Raw genomic sequence first — 16238 nt, forward strand, 5'->3', positions numbered from 1 at the left:
CGGAATCTCCAAATTGACCCCATAGAGATAGCCGAAAGGGAACAAGGTTTCATCCCCTTGGGTCACTTCGCGACAAAAAGAGAACAAAAGTCCCGCTCGCGCGTTCACGGGGGAACGTTTCCTCTTGAACGAAGCCTTGCACGATACCGCCAATCTGGACAGGCGTGAGCCTGTCGCCCATGTTTCGGGCCGAGATCCGCTTGCGCAGGATCGCAGGGCCTGCAATCTTTGATCAAATTCCCATCCGGCAGCGGAGATCCCCATGCTGAACAAGCGCGACTTCTACATCAACGGCCAATGGGTCAGCCCGGCAAAGCCGCGCGACTGCCAGGTTATCAACCCTTCGAATGAAGAGCCCTGCGCGGTGATCTCGCTGGGCGATCAGGCGGATACCGATGCGGCGGTGGCCGCCGCCAAGGCAGCTTTGCCTGCTTGGTCCGCCACCCCTCCGGCGGAACGCGCCCGTCTGGTGCGCGGCATCCTGGCCCAGTATGAGGCGCGGCTGGAAGAATTCGCCGAAGCGATCTCGATGGAGATGGGCGCTCCGATCGACTTTGCGCGCAGTGAACAAGCGCCTTGCTTGCCCTATCACACCGAGGGGTTCCTCAAGGCCTTTGAGAGCATCGAATGGGTGCGCCCTTTGGGGCCGCAAGCCCCCGGTTCTGCCGTGGCGATGGAGCCGATCGGCGTCGTCGGCCTCATCACCCCGTGGAACTGGCCGGTGAACCAGATCGCGCTGAAGGCCATTCCGGCGATGCTGGCGGGCTGCACCTGCGTGCTGAAACCTTCGGAAGAAAGCCCGCTCAACGCGATGCTTTTCGCCGAATTCTGCCATGATGCGGGCATTCCTGCGGGCGTCTTTAACTTGGTGAACGGCGATGGTGCAGGTGTGGGCGCTCAGCTCTCCACCCATCCCGATGTGCAGATGATCTCCTTCACCGGCTCGACCCGTGCGGGCAAAGCGATCTCGAAAGCCGCTGCCGAGACGCTGAAGCGCGTGACCTTGGAGCTGGGCGGCAAGGGCGCGAACCTTCTGTTCGCCGATGCGCCCGAGAAGGCCGTGGAATGGTCGGTGCGCAAGATGATGTCGAACACCGGGCAGTCCTGCAACGCGCCCTCGCGCCTGCTGGTCGAACGCTCGATCTATGACCAGACCGTCGCGAAGGCCAAAGAAGTGGCCGAGACGATCAAGGTCGGTGCCGCAGATCAGCCCGGCAAACATATCGGCCCGGTGGTCAATAAGCGCCAATGGGACCAGATTCAGGGCTATATCCAAAAGGGCATCGATGAGGGCGCGCGGCTGGTGGCCGGCGGTCCAGGCCTGCCCGAGGGCTTCAACCGCGGCTTCTACGTCAACCCAACGATCTTTGCCGATGTCACCCCCGGCATGACGATTGAGCGCGAGGAGATCTTCGGCCCGGTGCTGGCGATCATCCCGTTTGAGACCGAAGCCGAGGCCGTCGAGATTGCCAATGACACGCCCTACGGCCTAACCAATTATGTGCAATCCGGCAGCCCCGAGCGCGCCAACCGCCTTGCCCGCCAGCTGCAATCGGGCATGGTTGAGATGAACGGTAAATCGCGCGGGCCGGGCGCCTTCTTCGGTGGCGTTAAGCAATCAGGGCGCGCACGCGAAGGCGGGATCTGGGGCTTGGAAGAGTTCCTTGAGCCCAAAGCCATCTCGGGCTGGGATTTTAGCGCGGGCTAACAAGATGAAGGGGCCACCGCAGCGCGCGGCGGCCCCTTTTTTCATGCGCGGGCCATCCGTTGACGCGCCAGATCAGCCCCTCCCGGCGCAGAGAGCGGATTGCCTTCACGGCAGAGCTGTTGAAGATGGTGCCAGAGTTCTGCATCCGCTGATCGGCCTAATCGCACTCCTGCGCCAAAGCCATCGCTTGTGTCATGGATGTTCCCTAGGCCAGCGCGGTTGCGGAGAGCGAGACATGAGTTGGACCGGGCCGCTTGCGGCGCTCAAATTACCCGCGTTTCGCTGGTACAGTCTGGGCAATTTCAGCTCACTCACCGGCACTTGGGCGCAGCGCACCGTGCTTTTCTGGCTGGCTTGGGAGCTGACCGGCTCCACCACCATTCTGGGGTTAATGGCGCTTTTGGACCTGATGCCAGCGGTGATCATGGCCCCGATCGGCGGCAGCTTGGCCGATCGCTTTGACCGGCTACGGGTGGCGCAGCGGGTGCAATATATCGGTGTGGTGCCGCCGGTGGCGCTGCTGCTGCTCTCGGGTCTAGACATGCTGACATTGCCGATGCTTTTGCTGGGCGCGGTGGCGACGGGGATGCTAAACGGGTTGGATCACCCGATCCGTTTGGTGCTGGTCGGCAGCATCACCCCGCGTGAGATGATCCCGCAGGCGGTGGGCCTGAACTCACTGACCTTCAACCTGTCGCGCACTTTGGGGCCGATGATCGGCGGCTGGTGCATCGCCTCTGATGCCTATGCGCTGGTCTTTGCGCTGAATATATGCAGCTTTTTGACCTTTGCTGCGGTCTTGCGCCAGATTGAACCGGCCAGCCGCGAGGGCCAATCCAGCAACGCCCAGCAAAAGCCCGTCGGCTGGCGCGGGCTTTTGCCCGGCATGGGGCGGCTGGAAAAGCTCTCTTTGGCCTATTACGGCGTGATCGCCTTTTGCTTGCGCCCGGTGATGGACCTGCTGCCCGCCTTCGCCTCGACCCTCGCCCGGCCGGGGCCCGAGGCGGTGGCGGCCTTCACACTTTTGTCCTCGGCGGTGGGACTTGGGGCGATGGTTGGCGCCTTTATCGCCTCGGCCCGGCGCGGGCGGGGGATGACCATCACCAGCGGCCTTGGCGCGGCCGCCTCGGTGCTCCTCTTTGTCTTAAGTGCGCAGGTGTGGCTGGCTGCACTGGCCGTGGCTATGGCTTCGGCAGGGATCATGGCCAATGCGATTTCGACCCAAGTGGCGATCCAGATTGGCGTGGCCGAAGAGTTGCGGGGCAAGGCTATGGCGCTATACGCCTTGGTGTTGCGGGTGCTGCCGGCCTTGGGCGCAGTGCTGACAGGGCATCTTTTGGCGCAGCCCAATGGCTTCCAATGGCTCTTCTGGCTCTGCGCAGCCGTGGCGATCAGTGGTGCGACTTTGTGGAGACTTTTGCGCCGTTTGCCCGACGAGGCCTAAGGTCTTCACCTTGCGCTTTGGTTTTAGAACAATGCGTTACGCCATCCGGTAATACTTGACACATATTTCGAATGGCGTTCTTGCTCTCCTGAACGGAGGCCGCCATGACCCAATTTCGCCACCTCACCTCACCCTTGCAACTGCGCGGACATACTTTGCGCAACCGCATCGTGTTCGGGGCCCATACCAACAATATGTCCGATCAGGGCATTCCAGGGCCGCGCCAAGGGAAATACCTTGTCGAGCGGGCACTTGGCGGCGCGGCGATGGTGGTTTGTGAGCCGGTCCCGGCGCATCGCACCGGGGTGCTGACTCGCGGCAATATTGCGCATGAATCCGATGTGATCATCCCGCATTTCCGCAAGATCACCGACGAGATCCAAGAGGCCGGCGCGGTGGCAATCCAACAGATCTACCACATCGGCGCGCATGGCGATTCTGATCTGTCCTTCATGCCGCATTGGAGCCCCTCGGGCGCGCCCTCGTATCACGACTCAGACGGCTCGCACCGGATGACGGTCCGCGAAATCAACGAATTGCTCGACGCCCATGTTGCCGCCGCCCGCCGCGCCAAAGACTGCGGATTCAATGGCGTCGAGATCTGGGCTGCCTATCATGGGCTTCTGGACCAGTTCTGGAACCCTTGGTCCAATACCCGCGATGACAAATGGGGCGGCAGCCTTGAGAACCGCACAAGGTTCTCGCGCACATTGATCGAACGGGTGCGCAAGGACTGCGGCGAGGATTTCATCGTCGGGCTGGCCCTCAGCACCTCCTCGGTGTTTACCGAGGTCACTTTGGGCGCGGAAAGCCTGTGTGAACTGGTCGATCTGCATGACCGCACCGGGCATATTGATTACTTTACCGTGGGTTACGGCGGCTATCAGGATGCCGAGAGCATTATTCCTGCCTTCACGAAAGGCGAGAAGCTGACGACCCCGGTGACCGCACAGCTGAAGGCCTTGGTCAAGCACGCCAAGATCACCTCGGAAGCCGGGATCCGCACGCCGGAAAATGCCGAGACCCTGATCGGCTCGGGCGAGGCGGATCTGGTCTCGATCGTGCGCGGCCAGATCGCCGATCCGCATCTGGCGCGCAAGATGATGGAGGGGCGCAGCGAGGACATCCGGCCGTGCCTCTCGTGCAACCAGATGTGCTGGGGCCGCCGCTCGCGCGACTATTGGATCTCGTGCTTAATCAACCCTTCGGCGGGGCGCGAGTTTGAATGGGGCGGGGATCGCTTCGCCAAGGCGGATGCCCCGCGCTCGGTTCTGGTGGTGGGGGCTGGCCCCGCCGGGCTTGAGGCCGCCCGCGCCGCGGCTGAACAGGGCCATAAGGTCGAGATCGTCGAGGCCTTGCCGGTGGTCGGTGGCCAATTCCGGCTGGCCGGTCAGCAGCCGCGCCGGGCGCAGCTCCTTGACCTCTTGGACTGGTATGAGCGGCAATTTACCAAGCTGGGCGTCACTTTGCGGCTGAACACCTATCTTGATGAGGATGAGATCGCCGCCCATCCGGCCGATGCGGTGATCCTTGCCACCGGCTCTTTGCCCGATGAGAACGCCTTCCAGCGCTGGCTGCCGCATGAGCCGCGTCTGCCGGGCCTGGAAAATGGCCATGTCTTCAGCCCCGAGGCGATCATTCGCCGCGAGGCCCGCCCCGGTCACGAGGTGGTGCTTTATGATGAGGGCGGCAATTGGCGCGGCGTGGGCACCGCTTGGTGGCTGGCCGAGCAGGGCCATAAGGTGACGATTGTCACCCCGGAAACCTTTGTCGGCAAAGAGATTGCCCGTACCTTCGCCGATGGCGATGCGCGGCGGGCTTTGGCGGCCAAAGGCGTGGTCTTTATGACCGAAAGCATGATCCCGCGTTGGCATGGCAATGGCGCCACCGTTCGCAACATGCTGACCGGGACCGAGCAGATGGTTGCGGCCAGCGCTTTGGTCATGGCCACCACCAACCGCAGCTTCGATCCCTACCCCGAGGAATTCGCGGGCAAAGAGGTGCTGCGCATCGGCGATTGCAGCGCGCCAAGACTGGCCGCCTATGCCTTCCACGACGGGCGCAAAGCCGCCTTGTCGCTGTAATAATAAGGCCGGCAGGGTTGCCTAACCCCGCCGGCCTAAGCCTTGCCGCTTGGCAGATGTCAGAACGGCACCGGGGCCTCAAACGCAACCATTTCGCGAGTTTCGGGGTGATGCAGCGCCAGCGTATGGGCGTGCAGCATCAGGCGCGGGGCCTCCAGCGCGGCACCACTGGCATAGATCGGATCGCCTAGGATCGGGTGGCCAAGCGCCAGCATATGCACCCGCAATTGGTGGCTGCGCCCGGTGTGCGGCGTCAGCTTCACCCGCGTCTCCCCCTTTGCGCGACCAATCACCTGCCAATCGGTCTGCGCCGGGCGGCCGTTGTCATGATCCACCATCTGGCGCGGCCGGTTTGGCCAATCGGCGCCCAAGGGCAGATCGATATGCCCGCTTTCGCCCGCAATCTCTCCCGCCACGCGGGCGATGTAGCTTTTCTTGGCGCGCCGCTTTTCGAACTCTTGCCCCAAGAAACCTTGGGCATCCTTGGTCCGGGCAAAGATGATCACGCCCGAAGTGTCGCAATCCAAGCGATGCACCAAAAGCGCATCCCAACGTTCGGCTTGCAGGCGCGAGACCAAGCAATCCTGCCGCCCCTCCAACTTGCCGGGCACAGACAGAAGGCCCGAGGGCTTGTCCAAGACCAGAATATGGCGGTCCTCATAAAGGATCGACAAAGGCACATCGGGCGGGGTGTAGACGAAATCCGGGATCATCTGCCGCTGATCACACGATCTCGTGGCCCGCGTCCAGTAGCGCTTGATGCAGATGGCGGATATGGGCGGGGCCGACTTCGCAGCAGCCGCCGACGATGGTCGCGCCCTGATCGATCCAGCGCAAAGCAAAGCGGCTGTATGCCTCGGGCGTCAGGTCATGGCGCGGGCAATAATCTGGCGTATGCGCATCCTCGGGCAGCGGCAGGCTGGAGATTTCGCTGAAGCCATTGGCATAGGCGCCGAAGGGCAGTCCAAGGCCCCGCAGCTCTTCCATCGCCGCCTCCATCGCTTCGGGCATCGAGCAATTGGCCAGCACCGCCGCAGCCGGAGCCTTGGCCAAGATGCCAGCCAGATCCGCAATCGGCTCACCCGAGCGCAGCAGACGCCCGTTGCGATCATCGACCGAGACCGCAAGCCAGACCGGCTTGCCCGCCGCCTGCGCGCCTTGCAGCGCCCCTAGTGCAAGGTCGAGCGAGGACATCGTCTCGATCAGGATCAAATCGACATGCGGGCCAAGAATGCGGGCCTTCTCGGCATAAAGTGCGGTTGAGGTTTCGATCGAGGGCGTGAGGTCGGGCCGATAACTGGCCGAAAGCGGCCCCATCGAACCTGCGATCACTCCGCGCCCCGCGGCGGCCTTGGCCTCATGCACCTCGGCCAAGGCACGCAGGTGGAGCGCGTGGTAAAGCCCGTCCAGCCCGTCTGGAATAAGCCGGTCGTGCAAGATGTTATAGGTGTTGGCGGTGGCAATGCTGGCCCCGGCGGCAAAGTAGTCTTCGTGGATTTCCCGCACCAGACCGGGGTGGTCCAGCATCACCCGCGTCGCCCAAAGCGCGCCGGGTCTGTCGCCGCTGCGGGCGATCAGCTCTTGGCCCATGCCGCCGTCAAGAAGGGTGATCTGCGCCATGCTGGCCTCCTGTAATTTCCGACCAGCTAGGACTTTAGATTTTGAAAAATCAAGGGCTCAGCTGTCGCCCTCATGCTGCGGCAAGCCGTCATCCAGCGGGTAATAATCGCCCTTATCGGCGACAAAGATATGTGCGGCCAACCGCCCCCCAGTCGGCGTTTCAATGCAACCTGCCTCAACCCCAAAGCTGCCATCGGCTGCGCGGAAGAAAAGCGAGGTCGCACAGTCAGGACAAAATCCCCGCCGCCCGCCGCCCGGTGCGACATGCTCGGCCAGACGGCGCGCATGCCAGTGCAGGTCTTGCTCTTCGGCGGCAAAGCTTGCGGCATAATGGCCCGAGGTTTTGCGGCACTGGCTGCAATGGCAGGCAGTGACGGCCCCCATCGGCCCGGGCAGGGTAAAGTGGTTGCGCCCGCAAAGGCAGCGCCCGGTCAGCTCTTGCGGCTCGTCGGCACAGGAAGGCGGCGGCCCGCCATTTGGATCGTAATAATCCCCGGCATCAGCGTGAAAGATGCTCTCCGCGATATGCAATCCCGTTGCACCGTCCAGCGCCCCAGCCGCGATCGAGATGCTGTCGGAGCCCATGCTTTGCCAAAAGAGAAAGCTGCCGCATTGATTGCAAAAGCCGCGCTTGGCTGATGGGCTGGCCTCGTACCAGGCCAGCGTTGCGTCCTTCGTAAGCCGGACCAAGGCCTCTGGAGCGGCCGTAGCCGCCCAGAAATGCCCCGATTGTTTGCGACATTGGCTGCAATGGCAGGCAATCACCTGACGCAAATCGCCTTCAATTTCAAAGGCCACGCCGCCGCAAAGGCAGGATCCCTTTTGCATCACTGCGCCTCGCGGAAGACCTCGGCCAAAAGCGGCACCAACCAATCTTCATCCGCCTTGGTGAAGGCGGCAGGGGTGTCGCTGTCAAGATCGAGCACGCCGAGAAGCTGACCGGCCCCGTTCCAAAACGGCAAAACCAGCTCAGACCGGGTCGTGGAGGAACAGGCGATATGGCCCGGAAACTCTTCAACATCCGGCACATTCTGGATCTGTCCCGTGCGTGCCGCCGCACCGCAAACCCCGCGCGAAAACGGGATCACCAGACAGCCATGCCCGCCTTGATAGGGGCCAATCTTCAAAAGCTCCGGCCCCACGACGCGGTAGAACCCGGTCCAATCCGACATCGGATGCCGGCGGTGAATCTCGCAAGCCAGCGTCGCCATCAGCGAGACGCTGTCGGTCTCACCATGCGTGATCGCCAAGATCTCTTTGGTCGCCTCAGTATAGTCCATTAACCTCAATACCCCAATGCACAGCCGTCTTTGCGCGGATCCGATGCCCCGGTTAGCCCACCATCTTCGCCGATGAGGATGGCTTGCGCGCCGCCCAAAGGCGTGCCCGGAATCGTCACAGCATGGCCCATTGCCGCCAAAGCACGACGAGCCTCATCGGTGTAACCCCGTTCAACTTCAAGCCCTTCTGAGCCTGCAAAGCTGCGCGGCGCATCGATCGCCTCCTGCGGGTCCATGCCGAAATCGGCAAGGTTTGAGACGAAATGCGCATGCCCGGCGGGCTGATATGCCCCGCCCATCACGCCAAACGGCATGGTCACGCGGCCATTTTGGCGGATCATACCGGGAATGATCGTATGCATCGGCCGCTTGCCGCCCGCGGCCTCATTCGGATGCCCCTGCTGCAAGGTGAAGCCCGCGCCGCGGTTTTGGAAGTTGATGCCGAACTTGTCCGAGGCAAGGCCCGAGCCGAACCCCCAGAAGATCGAATAGATCAGCGAGATCGCCATCCGGTCGCGGTCGACAACGGTCAGATAGACGGTGTCTTTGTGCACCGCCTCGGTCAGTGGGGCGGCGTTGGCCATCGCGTAATCGGGATCGATCAGCGCAGCCAAACGGTCGGCGGTTTCAGCTGAGAGCATATGGTCCAGCCGCTGCGCCGGATCGGCGATAAAGCGGTTGCGCGCGTCATAGGCCAGTTTCGCAGCCTCGGCCTCAAGATGCGCACGTTGGGCGCTGTGGGGCGAAAGCTTTGCGATATCAAAGCGTTTAAGGATGTTGAGCATCAAGATCGCGGTGGCGCCTTGGCCATTCGGTGGATGCTCTAGAAGCTCAAGCCCGTTGTAATTGCCCGAGATTGGCGTGGTGTAATTGCAAGCGGTGGCGGCCAAATCGTCAAGCGTGTGGCATCCGCCAAGCGCGCGCAGCGAGGCGATCATATCCTCGGCCACCTCGCCCTCGTAAAAGCCTTTGCGGCCTTCACGGGCAATGCGGCGCAGCACTTCGGCCTGCAAGGGGTTGCGGTAAAGCTGGCCTGCGCGGGGGGCGGCGCCAGAAAAGCTGAAGATCTCTCGCGCGCGGCCTTGCAGCACCGGCAGATCATCGGCCCAGTCAAAGGCGGTGCGAGGCGCGACGGGGATGCCAGCTTCGGCATAGGCGATGGCAGGGGCAAGGATCTGATCGAGCGGCTGGCTGCCGTGGTCAGTGTGCAGCCGGCAGAAGGCGTCGATCGCACCGGGCAAGGTGACCGGTAAAACACCATGCAGCGGCATGGTCGCGTGTCCCTCTGCGCGGAGCCTTTCAGCGCTCAACCCGGCCGGTGCGCGGCCCGAGCCGTTAAGGCCGATCACATCTTCAGTCCCCGCAGGTTTCAGCAACACAAAGCAGTCGCCGCCGATGCCAGTCATCTGCGGCTCGGCCAATCCCAGCACGAAAGCGGCGGCCAAAGCGGCATCCACCGCATTGCCGCCCGCCCGCAAAGTGTCAATCGCGGTCAGGCTGGCCAGCGGATGCGAGGTGGCCACCATCCCGTTCATCGCATGAACCGTAGATCGGCCCGCCAAGTGAAAATCGCGCATTTTTGCCCCCCTATTTCAGACGAGCCTAGCGGCCTTCGCTTGGTGGCGAAAGCAGGCATGAAAGGTGTTATCGGGGGATTTTGGCAGCGCTTGAAGAACCTCGGCGTCGGGACTGGGTGGGGGCTGTTGATCCCGGCGCCGAGGTGAAGCCTTATGCAGCTACGCGATCAGGATGGCGATTTGGCAGGGCGAATTTGCGGGGAAATAGTGGCAGGATCGCGTCATAATCGTCGGAATTCCAGCCTTGGTGGCTTGAAACCCCGTTTATCCGGCCTCAATCAAGAAGATTAACTGGTTCATATTTTTCCAGCGCCGGTAGCTGAGCCCGTGGCACAAACTGCGAATCAGGTGCCAACCAAAGCCGCCTTCGGGCAGATCCTGCGGATCGGGCAAGACGCCCGCCTCTGGAATGCCGCCACGCATCGGCAAGCCGCCATCTTCAACCCAACAGTGAAGCTGCCCCTGCACCAAATGCAGCCAAAGCGTGATCTGCACTGCGCGCTTGGGTCCAGCGCGGATCCCGGCTGCGGCACTGGCCAACGTCATCGGCGCGTCCTGAGCATGTTCGACCACATTGTTCAGCACTTCGGCCAGCACGATCTGCGCATCGCCGCGCGCGGCATCGGTGAGGAGCGACAAAGGCGGGACGGCCATTGCCTGCCGCAGCCCGAGCTGCACCGAGGCCGGATCGGCCTGCAGCACAAAGCGCACTGCCGCAAGCGGAGGATCAAAGATCAACCGCCCGTCAGCCAGCATCCCGCAAACCTTCGGCCAAGGCCGGGTGGATGGTGAAGATCGTGTCCATCCGGGTCAGGCGAAACACCTTTTCCACCGTCGAATTCAGACCAGACAGTTCCAGCCGTCGCTCTGGCCCCAGCAACTTCATCACCGCAACCACCGCGCCCAAACCTGACGAATCAAGGAAATGTACGTCAGACAAATCCAGAATGACCCGCTGGCTGGGCGTTTCCAAAAGCGCGCGCATGCGTTCCTTGAATTGGATGGCACCGGCGGCATCAATCCGGTCTTCGGCCACGCGGATCACCAGCGTCGTGCCGTTCATCGCAGATTTCAGCAGCATAGACATTCCTTTCCTGAGAGCCCTAAAGCCCAAGGCTAGGCAAGAAATCTTAGCAACCGGTAAGCGAGTGCGGGATTTCCGCCTAGTTCAATTGGAACTGCAGCGGATAACGGCCATTCTCGAAATCTCCGAAAAGATCCCCCAGATCCGGGTGATCCACCGGCTCACCGGTTTCGTCGGGCACGAGGTTTTGCTCGGAGACATAAGCCACATAGTAGCTTTGATCATTCTCGGCCAAGAGATGGTAAAACGGCTGATCCTTCGACGGACGGCTGTCTTCCGGGATATTCTCATACCATTCTTCGGTATTTGAGAAGATCGCATCGACATCAAAGACCACACCACGGAACGGATGCTTCCGATGACGGAGCACCTGGCCGATGTGGTATTTGGCCTCTGTCTTGAACATGCTGCGGCGTCTCCCGGTTCTTTGCGGTGTAAACATCTTGCAAAATGCTGTCCATCCGTGCGGGCGCGCCTTGGGGAAACAGTCTGTGGAGCTATGGGTTATAGTACCCTTCCGGTTGAACAGGCCGCTTGCTCGCGCTTTCCTGATAAGGCCGCTGGTTTTCCCCGCTTTTTCTTGACCCTCAATTCGGCTAGACTGGAAAAAAATAAGACTGCACGAGGGGCATATGAGCAGGTTTCTCCGTGCGTCCATTCTGTTGTTATCGCTTGCCGCTTGTGGCGGAGGCAGTCGTCAGTTTGAGGCGCCGCGTAAATTAGATGACGCCTGTGCCATTGTGGCCGAGCGACCGCAATATCTGCGGGCCATGCGCGCGACCGAGCGCAAGTGGGGCGTCCCGATCCATGTCCAAATGGCCGTTATCCACCAAGAATCAAAGTTCATCGGCAATGCGCAAACCCCGCATCGCTTTGCGCTTGGGGTGATTCCGATGGGCCGGCAAAGCACCGCTTACGGCTATAGCCAAGCGCTGAACGGGACTTGGGAGGAATACCAAAAGTCCGAGGGGCGCGGCCGGGCCAAGCGCGATCGGATCACCGATGCCACCGATTTCATGGGCTGGTATTTCACCGAGACCACCCGCAAACTGGGCATCCCGCTCAGCGATGCGCAGGGCCAGTATCTGGCCTATCACGAGGGCCGCAGCGGCTATTCAAGGCAGTCCTATCTGAGCAAGCCTTGGCTGGTTGAGGTTGCCGCAAAGGTGAAGCGCCGCTCGGAAATGTATGAAAGCCAGCTGAACGGCTGCCGTCGTTAAAACCAAAAAGCGAAACTGGCGAAAATCAAAGGGCCTTACCAAGCGGTAAGGCCCTTTTGCGTTTCCAAGGCGATTAGCCTTCAGAGCTTGCGCTTCGACATCTCATTCGTGATCGAGAACATCCCGTCACGCAAAGCGCCGCCCTTCTTCATCGCGCCCAGAATGACCGTGGTTTGTTGGCCAAGATCATCGGTAATCACCCATTGCCGCAACTCGACCGGATTGGCCGAGAACACCAGCTCGATCGTGCCATATTCGGGATGCTCAGGGTCCTGCGCCTTCACGCGGGTCGTGGTTGCATCGGCGCTGTGCCCAACCACCATCTTGGCCTTCGCAAGGTCAATATTAGCAGCAAGGATCAAGTTCAGCGGCGTGCGCTTCAAAGGATATTGCTCGGGCGGGACATTCGACTTGCCGTCGAAGATCGCCACTTGCTGGCCCCCGGCCAAAACCAACGAGCGATCCGGCGGGTTATACTCAAACCGCACCCGGCCCGGGCGCTTGATGAAAATCCGCCCGGTCGAGACCGAGCCGTCCGAGTTCACTTGCGTGAAATCGGCCTCAACCGTGGTCAGGCTGTTGAGATATTTCGACAAAGTGCCCAGCGAGAGCTTTTCGGCATAAGCAGGGGCCGAAAGCGCCATCAGGGCAAGCGGGGCGAGGAGAAGGGTGCGACGGTTCATGCGCTGAATATAAGTCACTCTTTTCGCAACTCATATCCCTGTTGCAGAAAACTCGCGGCTTTGTGCCAAGGGCGTGATCCCCCCTTTCACAATTGTGGTGCCACGCCAAGCGGAGCTTGCCAAAGCAAAGGCCCCTGATCCTAGGATCAAGGGCCTTTGCAGTCGCTACTTCGCCTTTTCCAGCGGGCTTAGTGCACTTCCGGCACCAAGATCTCACGCTTGCCGACGTGGTTGGCAGCGGTGACCACGCCCTCTTCCTCCATCTGCTCCACCAGACGCGCGGCTTTGTTATAGCCGATGCCCAGTTTGCGCTGGATGTAAGAGGTCGAGCATTTGCGATCCTTGGCCACGATATGCACGGCTTGATCGTAAAGCGCGTCCTCGCCGCCCTCGCTGGAGCCAAGGCCCAAGACCATATCGATATCCGATGCGGTCTCTTCATCCGGGCCTTCCACCACGCCCGACATATAGGCGGGCGGGCCGAAGCTCTTGAGGTGGTTCACGATTTCCTCGACCTCTTCATCCGAGACGAAGGGACCGTGGATCCGCGCGATGCGCTGGCCGTTGCCCATATAGAGCATGTCGCCTTGGCCCAAGAGCTGCTCGGCACCTTGCTCGCCAAGGATGGTGCGGCTGTCGATCTTCGAGGTCACTTGGAAGGAAATCCGCGTCGGGAAGTTCGCTTTGATCGTGCCAGTGATCACATCGACCGAGGGCCGCTGCGTCGCCATGATCAAATGGATGCCCGAAGCCCGCGCCATCTGCGCCAGGCGCTGGATGCAGGCCTCGATCTCTTTGCCCGCCACCATCATCAAATCCGCCATCTCGTCGACGATGACGACGATATAGGGGAAGGCGACGGGGGCGTATTCTTCCGTCTCAAAGACCGGATCGCCGGTTTCCTCGTCAAAGCCGGTCTGGATCGTGCGGCTGAACATCTCGCCTTTGGCCAGCGTCTCACGCACGCGGCCATTGTAACCTTCGATGTTCCGCACGCCCATTTTGGACATCTTGCGGTAACGCTCTTCCATCTCGCCGACGACCCATTTCAGGGCAACGACGGCTTTCTTCGGATCGGTCACCACCGGCGACAAAAGATGCGGGATGCCGTCATAGACCGACAGTTCCAACATCTTCGGGTCGATCATGATCATCCGGCATTCTTCCGGCGTCAGCTTATAAAGCAGCGACAAGATCATCGTGTTGATCGCCACGGATTTACCCGAACCGGTGGTCCCGGCGATCAAAAGGTGAGGCATCTTGGCGAGGTTCGCCACGATGGGATCGCCGCCAATGTCCTTGCCCAAAGCCAGCGGCAGCCGCATCTGGCTGTCGCCAAAGTCGCGGGCGGCAAGGATCTCTTTCAAGACCACTTTCTCGCGGTAGGAATTCGGCAATTCGATCCCGATGACCGAACGCCCCGGCACGGTCGAGACCCGCGCCGACAAAGCCGACATCGAGCGTGCAATGTCATCGGCCAGACCGATCACGCGGGATGCCTTCAGACCCGGAGCCGGCTCCAGCTCATACATGGTGACCACGGGGCCGGGACGGACCGAGACGATCTCGCCCTTCACGCCGTAATCATCCAAGACCGATTCCAGCATACGGGCGTTTTCTTCCAGCGCCTCATCAGAAAGCTGGCGACCCTGACCTTCGGTCGGATCGGCAAGCAGGCCCAAGGGGGGCAGCTCGAACTCTGTCGTCGCCTCTTCAAAGCGCATGCGCGGTTGCGTTTCGGCCACAGCGCGAGTCGATTGCGCAATCGGGCGCTTCACCGGCGCTTGCACCACAGCGCGACGCTCCGGGATCGCAGCGACACGCGGCAAGGCACGCGGCGCAACTGGGGTCGGATCGTAATCCGGCTCAAAGCTGTCATCGGGATGCCAATCGTCCGAGGCTTCGTCCCAGTTCTCCTGCCAATACATGTCTTCGGCCACGAACATATTCTCGACCTCAGCCACCTCTTCAGCGGCAAATGCACTGCCCCTCTCGATAGGGGAGGGGGGTGCAGCGGCCGGAATTGGGGCCACAGCGGGGGCCGTGCGCGAGCGGGTCAAGAAGGCGGGCGCAGCAGGACGCGGAGCTTCCGTTGCAGTGTGATCCATGTGATCTGCCACAGCCTCGACCGTCGGGGCCGCAAAGCTCGTGGCTTGCGCGACAGGCGCCGGGGCAGCATCAACAACGGCGGAGACTGCTGTTACCGGCGGCTCCATCATCATCGACGGACGTGTGTCGGCCAAAAGCGGTTGCGGGCGGCGCGCACGCATCAAAGGCGGCTCGGCGCGGCGGGCGGCGACGGCAGCCTGCAAGGGCGACATCGGAGCGGGCAATGCGCCGGTCAGGCCCGGAGCACCACCGCGCGCGCGGCTGCGGATCACATCGGAGATCCGCGCCTTGATGCGGTCTTCCGAGGGCTGCTCCATATCATAAACAGGCTCGATCGGCTCTGGCTCGACCAATTCCGGCTCAGGTTCAACGACCCGGCGCATCCGGGCCAAGAAGCCCAGCTTCTCTTTCGGCAAGCTCGGCGGAGCTTCAAAGCGGCGCGGCTCGGCCCGCAGGGTCGAGGGCGCATTCCAACCTTGCGCCGCCTCAAGCGGGGCAGGCTCGTAATCGTCATAGGTCGGCTCGACCACCTGCGGCGCGGCGCGGCGCACCACCGAGCGAGCGGCAGCCATCGGCTCTTCGCGAATAGGCTCGCGCAGCGGCGCGCGCGCTTCGGGGGCCATCAGCGGCGGCTCGTCCCACTCTTCGATCACCGGGTCGGAATAGCGCGTATCAGCATAGCGATTGGCGCGGTTGGACGCGGCCGCACGGCCCGCTGCCGCACGATCTTGCAAGCCGCGCGCGCCTTTCATGGCACCCGACAAAGCGGCCGAGCCACCTTTGCCCATGAAGTTCATCGCCGCCGCATAGGCCAAGATCGAGCCGGTTAGCAGGAAATGCCAGATGCCGCGCAACTCATCGCGGTCAAAGCCGGTGACGTAAAGCATCATGCCAAGCAGGCTGAAAAACGCCAGCAGCGAAACGACTTTCAACCCAAAGCCCAATGAGCCCGGGATCACGCCTGCGACCAAAGCGCCGGTGACCGTATCGCCAAAAAGCCCACCCAGACCAAAGGCATGCGGCCAATCAGCGGGCACCGAGAGCGTTGCCGCATAGGCCGAGGCCAAAGCAACCGCGATCACCGCAAAGACCACGCGCGACAGAACCCGCTCACCGCCGCGGTGCAGGATGAAGCGCGCGCCCCATGCAAAGAAAATCACCGGAATCGACCAAGCACCTTTGCCGATCAAGATCACCAAGGTCGAGGCAATCGCCGCGCCGAACCGGCCCAGCATATTGCGTGCCGGCTCTTCGGTGGCGACCATCCAGCCCGGATCATCCGGCGAGTAACTGCCCAGCATTGCGGCGAAAATCACCGCGACCACCACCAAGCCAATGCCGAGCAACTCGCGCGAGCGGCGTTCAAGCATGGCTTGCGTGCCTTGATCAAGAAGCGGGTCGCGTTGTCTCATTTGGTACAAAGCCATTC

General features: G+C 61.8%; 14 protein-coding genes. 4 read left to right on the forward strand and 10 right to left on the reverse strand.

All coding sequences use genetic code 11. From position 1 onward, the window contains the following. Positions 1–262 precede the first annotated feature (262 nt). The 3 genes from Q9295_RS07795 (at position 263) to Q9295_RS07805 (ending at position 5236) form a co-directional block, all read left to right on the forward strand. The gene (locus tag Q9295_RS07795) at positions 263–1708 is read left to right on the forward strand and encodes an aldehyde dehydrogenase family protein (RefSeq protein ID WP_306679971.1); all 1446 of its coding nucleotides are present in this window, start codon (positions 263–265) and stop codon (positions 1706–1708) included. A 235-nt stretch (positions 1709–1943) separates the two neighbouring features. After that, positions 1944–3152: an MFS transporter gene (locus tag Q9295_RS07800; protein ID WP_306679972.1), complete on the forward strand. Its 1209-nt coding sequence runs from the start codon at positions 1944–1946 to the stop codon at positions 3150–3152. 104 nt (positions 3153–3256) lie between these two features. Further along, positions 3257–5236: an oxidoreductase gene (locus Q9295_RS07805; RefSeq protein WP_306679973.1), complete on the forward strand. Its 1980-nt coding sequence runs from the start codon at positions 3257–3259 to the stop codon at positions 5234–5236. 59 nt (positions 5237–5295) lie between these two features. On the opposite strand, the gene Q9295_RS07810 is transcribed toward Q9295_RS07805, so the two are convergent. The 8 genes from Q9295_RS07810 to hspQ form a co-directional block, all read right to left on the reverse strand. Next, positions 5296–5949, reverse strand: coding sequence for an RluA family pseudouridine synthase (locus Q9295_RS07810; RefSeq protein WP_306679974.1), 654 nt, complete (start codon positions 5947–5949; stop codon positions 5296–5298). Between the two features lie 10 nt (positions 5950–5959). Next, the gene (locus Q9295_RS07815; protein WP_306679975.1) at positions 5960–6856 is read right to left on the reverse strand and encodes a homocysteine S-methyltransferase family protein; all 897 of its coding nucleotides are present in this window, start codon (positions 6854–6856) and stop codon (positions 5960–5962) included. Between the two features lie 57 nt (positions 6857–6913). Continuing rightward, positions 6914–7684, reverse strand: a complete 771-nt coding sequence (locus Q9295_RS07820; RefSeq protein WP_306679976.1) for a GFA family protein — start codon at positions 7682–7684, stop codon at positions 6914–6916. Further along, complete coding sequence (msrC, locus tag Q9295_RS07825) at positions 7684–8136, reverse strand: free L-methionine (R)-S-oxide reductase MsrC (RefSeq protein ID WP_306679977.1); 453 nt, start codon at positions 8134–8136, stop codon at positions 7684–7686. Before msrC ends, Q9295_RS07820 begins: the two co-directional genes overlap by 1 nt. 5 nt (positions 8137–8141) lie before the next feature. Then, on the reverse strand, positions 8142–9713 hold the full coding sequence (locus Q9295_RS07830; RefSeq protein WP_306679978.1) for a gamma-glutamyltransferase family protein: 1572 nt from the start codon (positions 9711–9713) through the stop codon (positions 8142–8144). A gap of 264 nt (positions 9714–9977) precedes the next feature. Then, positions 9978–10469, reverse strand: coding sequence for an ATP-binding protein (locus Q9295_RS07835; protein WP_306679979.1), 492 nt, complete (start codon positions 10467–10469; stop codon positions 9978–9980). After that, positions 10459–10794, reverse strand: coding sequence for an STAS domain-containing protein (locus tag Q9295_RS07840; protein WP_306679980.1), 336 nt, complete (start codon positions 10792–10794; stop codon positions 10459–10461). Before Q9295_RS07840 ends, Q9295_RS07835 begins: the two co-directional genes overlap by 11 nt. Before the next feature lie 82 nt (positions 10795–10876). Next, on the reverse strand, positions 10877–11203 hold the full coding sequence (gene hspQ, locus Q9295_RS07845) for a heat shock protein HspQ (RefSeq protein ID WP_306679981.1): 327 nt from the start codon (positions 11201–11203) through the stop codon (positions 10877–10879). Positions 11204–11429: 226 nt separating this feature from the next. Here hspQ and Q9295_RS07850 point away from each other — a divergent pair, with 226 nt between their 5' ends. Continuing rightward, on the forward strand, positions 11430–12017 hold the full coding sequence (locus tag Q9295_RS07850; RefSeq protein WP_306679982.1) for a transglycosylase SLT domain-containing protein: 588 nt from the start codon (positions 11430–11432) through the stop codon (positions 12015–12017). Between the two features lie 80 nt (positions 12018–12097). Here the strand turns inward: Q9295_RS07850 and Q9295_RS07855 are convergent, their stop codons facing one another. Both Q9295_RS07855 and Q9295_RS07860 read right to left on the reverse strand, forming a co-directional pair. Then, a complete protein-coding gene (locus Q9295_RS07855; RefSeq protein WP_306679983.1) occupies positions 12098–12700 on the reverse strand; it encodes a LolA family protein in 603 nt (200 codons plus the stop codon). Between the two features lie 188 nt (positions 12701–12888). Beyond that, positions 12889–16236 (reverse strand): DNA translocase FtsK, encoded by a 3348-nt coding sequence (locus Q9295_RS07860; RefSeq protein WP_306679984.1) that lies wholly within the window; start codon positions 16234–16236, stop codon positions 12889–12891. Positions 16237–16238: the final 2 nt, after the last annotated feature.

Source organism: Pseudogemmobacter lacusdianii, assembly GCF_030848395.1.
Classification (GTDB): Bacteria; Pseudomonadota; Alphaproteobacteria; order Rhodobacterales; family Rhodobacteraceae; genus Pseudogemmobacter; species Pseudogemmobacter lacusdianii.

Coding starts and splice junctions, on each gene's coding strand:
- Q9295_RS07850 (WP_306679982.1), top strand. CDS start 11,430: ATGAGCAGGTTTCTCCGTGCGTCCATTCTGTTGTTATCGCTTGCCGCT.
- Q9295_RS07800 (WP_306679972.1), top strand. CDS start 1,944: ATGAGTTGGACCGGGCCGCTTGCGGCGCTCAAATTACCCGCGTTTCGC.
- Q9295_RS07795 (WP_306679971.1), top strand. CDS start 263: ATGCTGAACAAGCGCGACTTCTACATCAACGGCCAATGGGTCAGCCCG.
- Q9295_RS07835 (WP_306679979.1), bottom strand. CDS start 10,469: ATGCTGGCTGACGGGCGGTTGATCTTTGATCCTCCGCTTGCGGCAGTG.
- Q9295_RS07810 (WP_306679974.1), bottom strand. CDS start 5,949: ATGATCCCGGATTTCGTCTACACCCCGCCCGATGTGCCTTTGTCGATC.
- Q9295_RS07840 (WP_306679980.1), bottom strand. CDS start 10,794: ATGCTGCTGAAATCTGCGATGAACGGCACGACGCTGGTGATCCGCGTG.
- Q9295_RS07820 (WP_306679976.1), bottom strand. CDS start 7,684: ATGCAAAAGGGATCCTGCCTTTGCGGCGGCGTGGCCTTTGAAATTGAA.
- Q9295_RS07805 (WP_306679973.1), top strand. CDS start 3,257: ATGACCCAATTTCGCCACCTCACCTCACCCTTGCAACTGCGCGGACAT.
- hspQ (WP_306679981.1), bottom strand. CDS start 11,203: ATGTTCAAGACAGAGGCCAAATACCACATCGGCCAGGTGCTCCGTCAT.
- Q9295_RS07860 (WP_306679984.1), bottom strand. CDS start 16,236: ATGGCTTTGTACCAAATGAGACAACGCGACCCGCTTCTTGATCAAGGC.
- msrC (WP_306679977.1), bottom strand. CDS start 8,136: ATGGACTATACTGAGGCGACCAAAGAGATCTTGGCGATCACGCATGGT.
- Q9295_RS07830 (WP_306679978.1), bottom strand. CDS start 9,713: ATGCGCGATTTTCACTTGGCGGGCCGATCTACGGTTCATGCGATGAAC.
- Q9295_RS07815 (WP_306679975.1), bottom strand. CDS start 6,856: ATGGCGCAGATCACCCTTCTTGACGGCGGCATGGGCCAAGAGCTGATC.
- Q9295_RS07855 (WP_306679983.1), bottom strand. CDS start 12,700: ATGAACCGTCGCACCCTTCTCCTCGCCCCGCTTGCCCTGATGGCGCTT.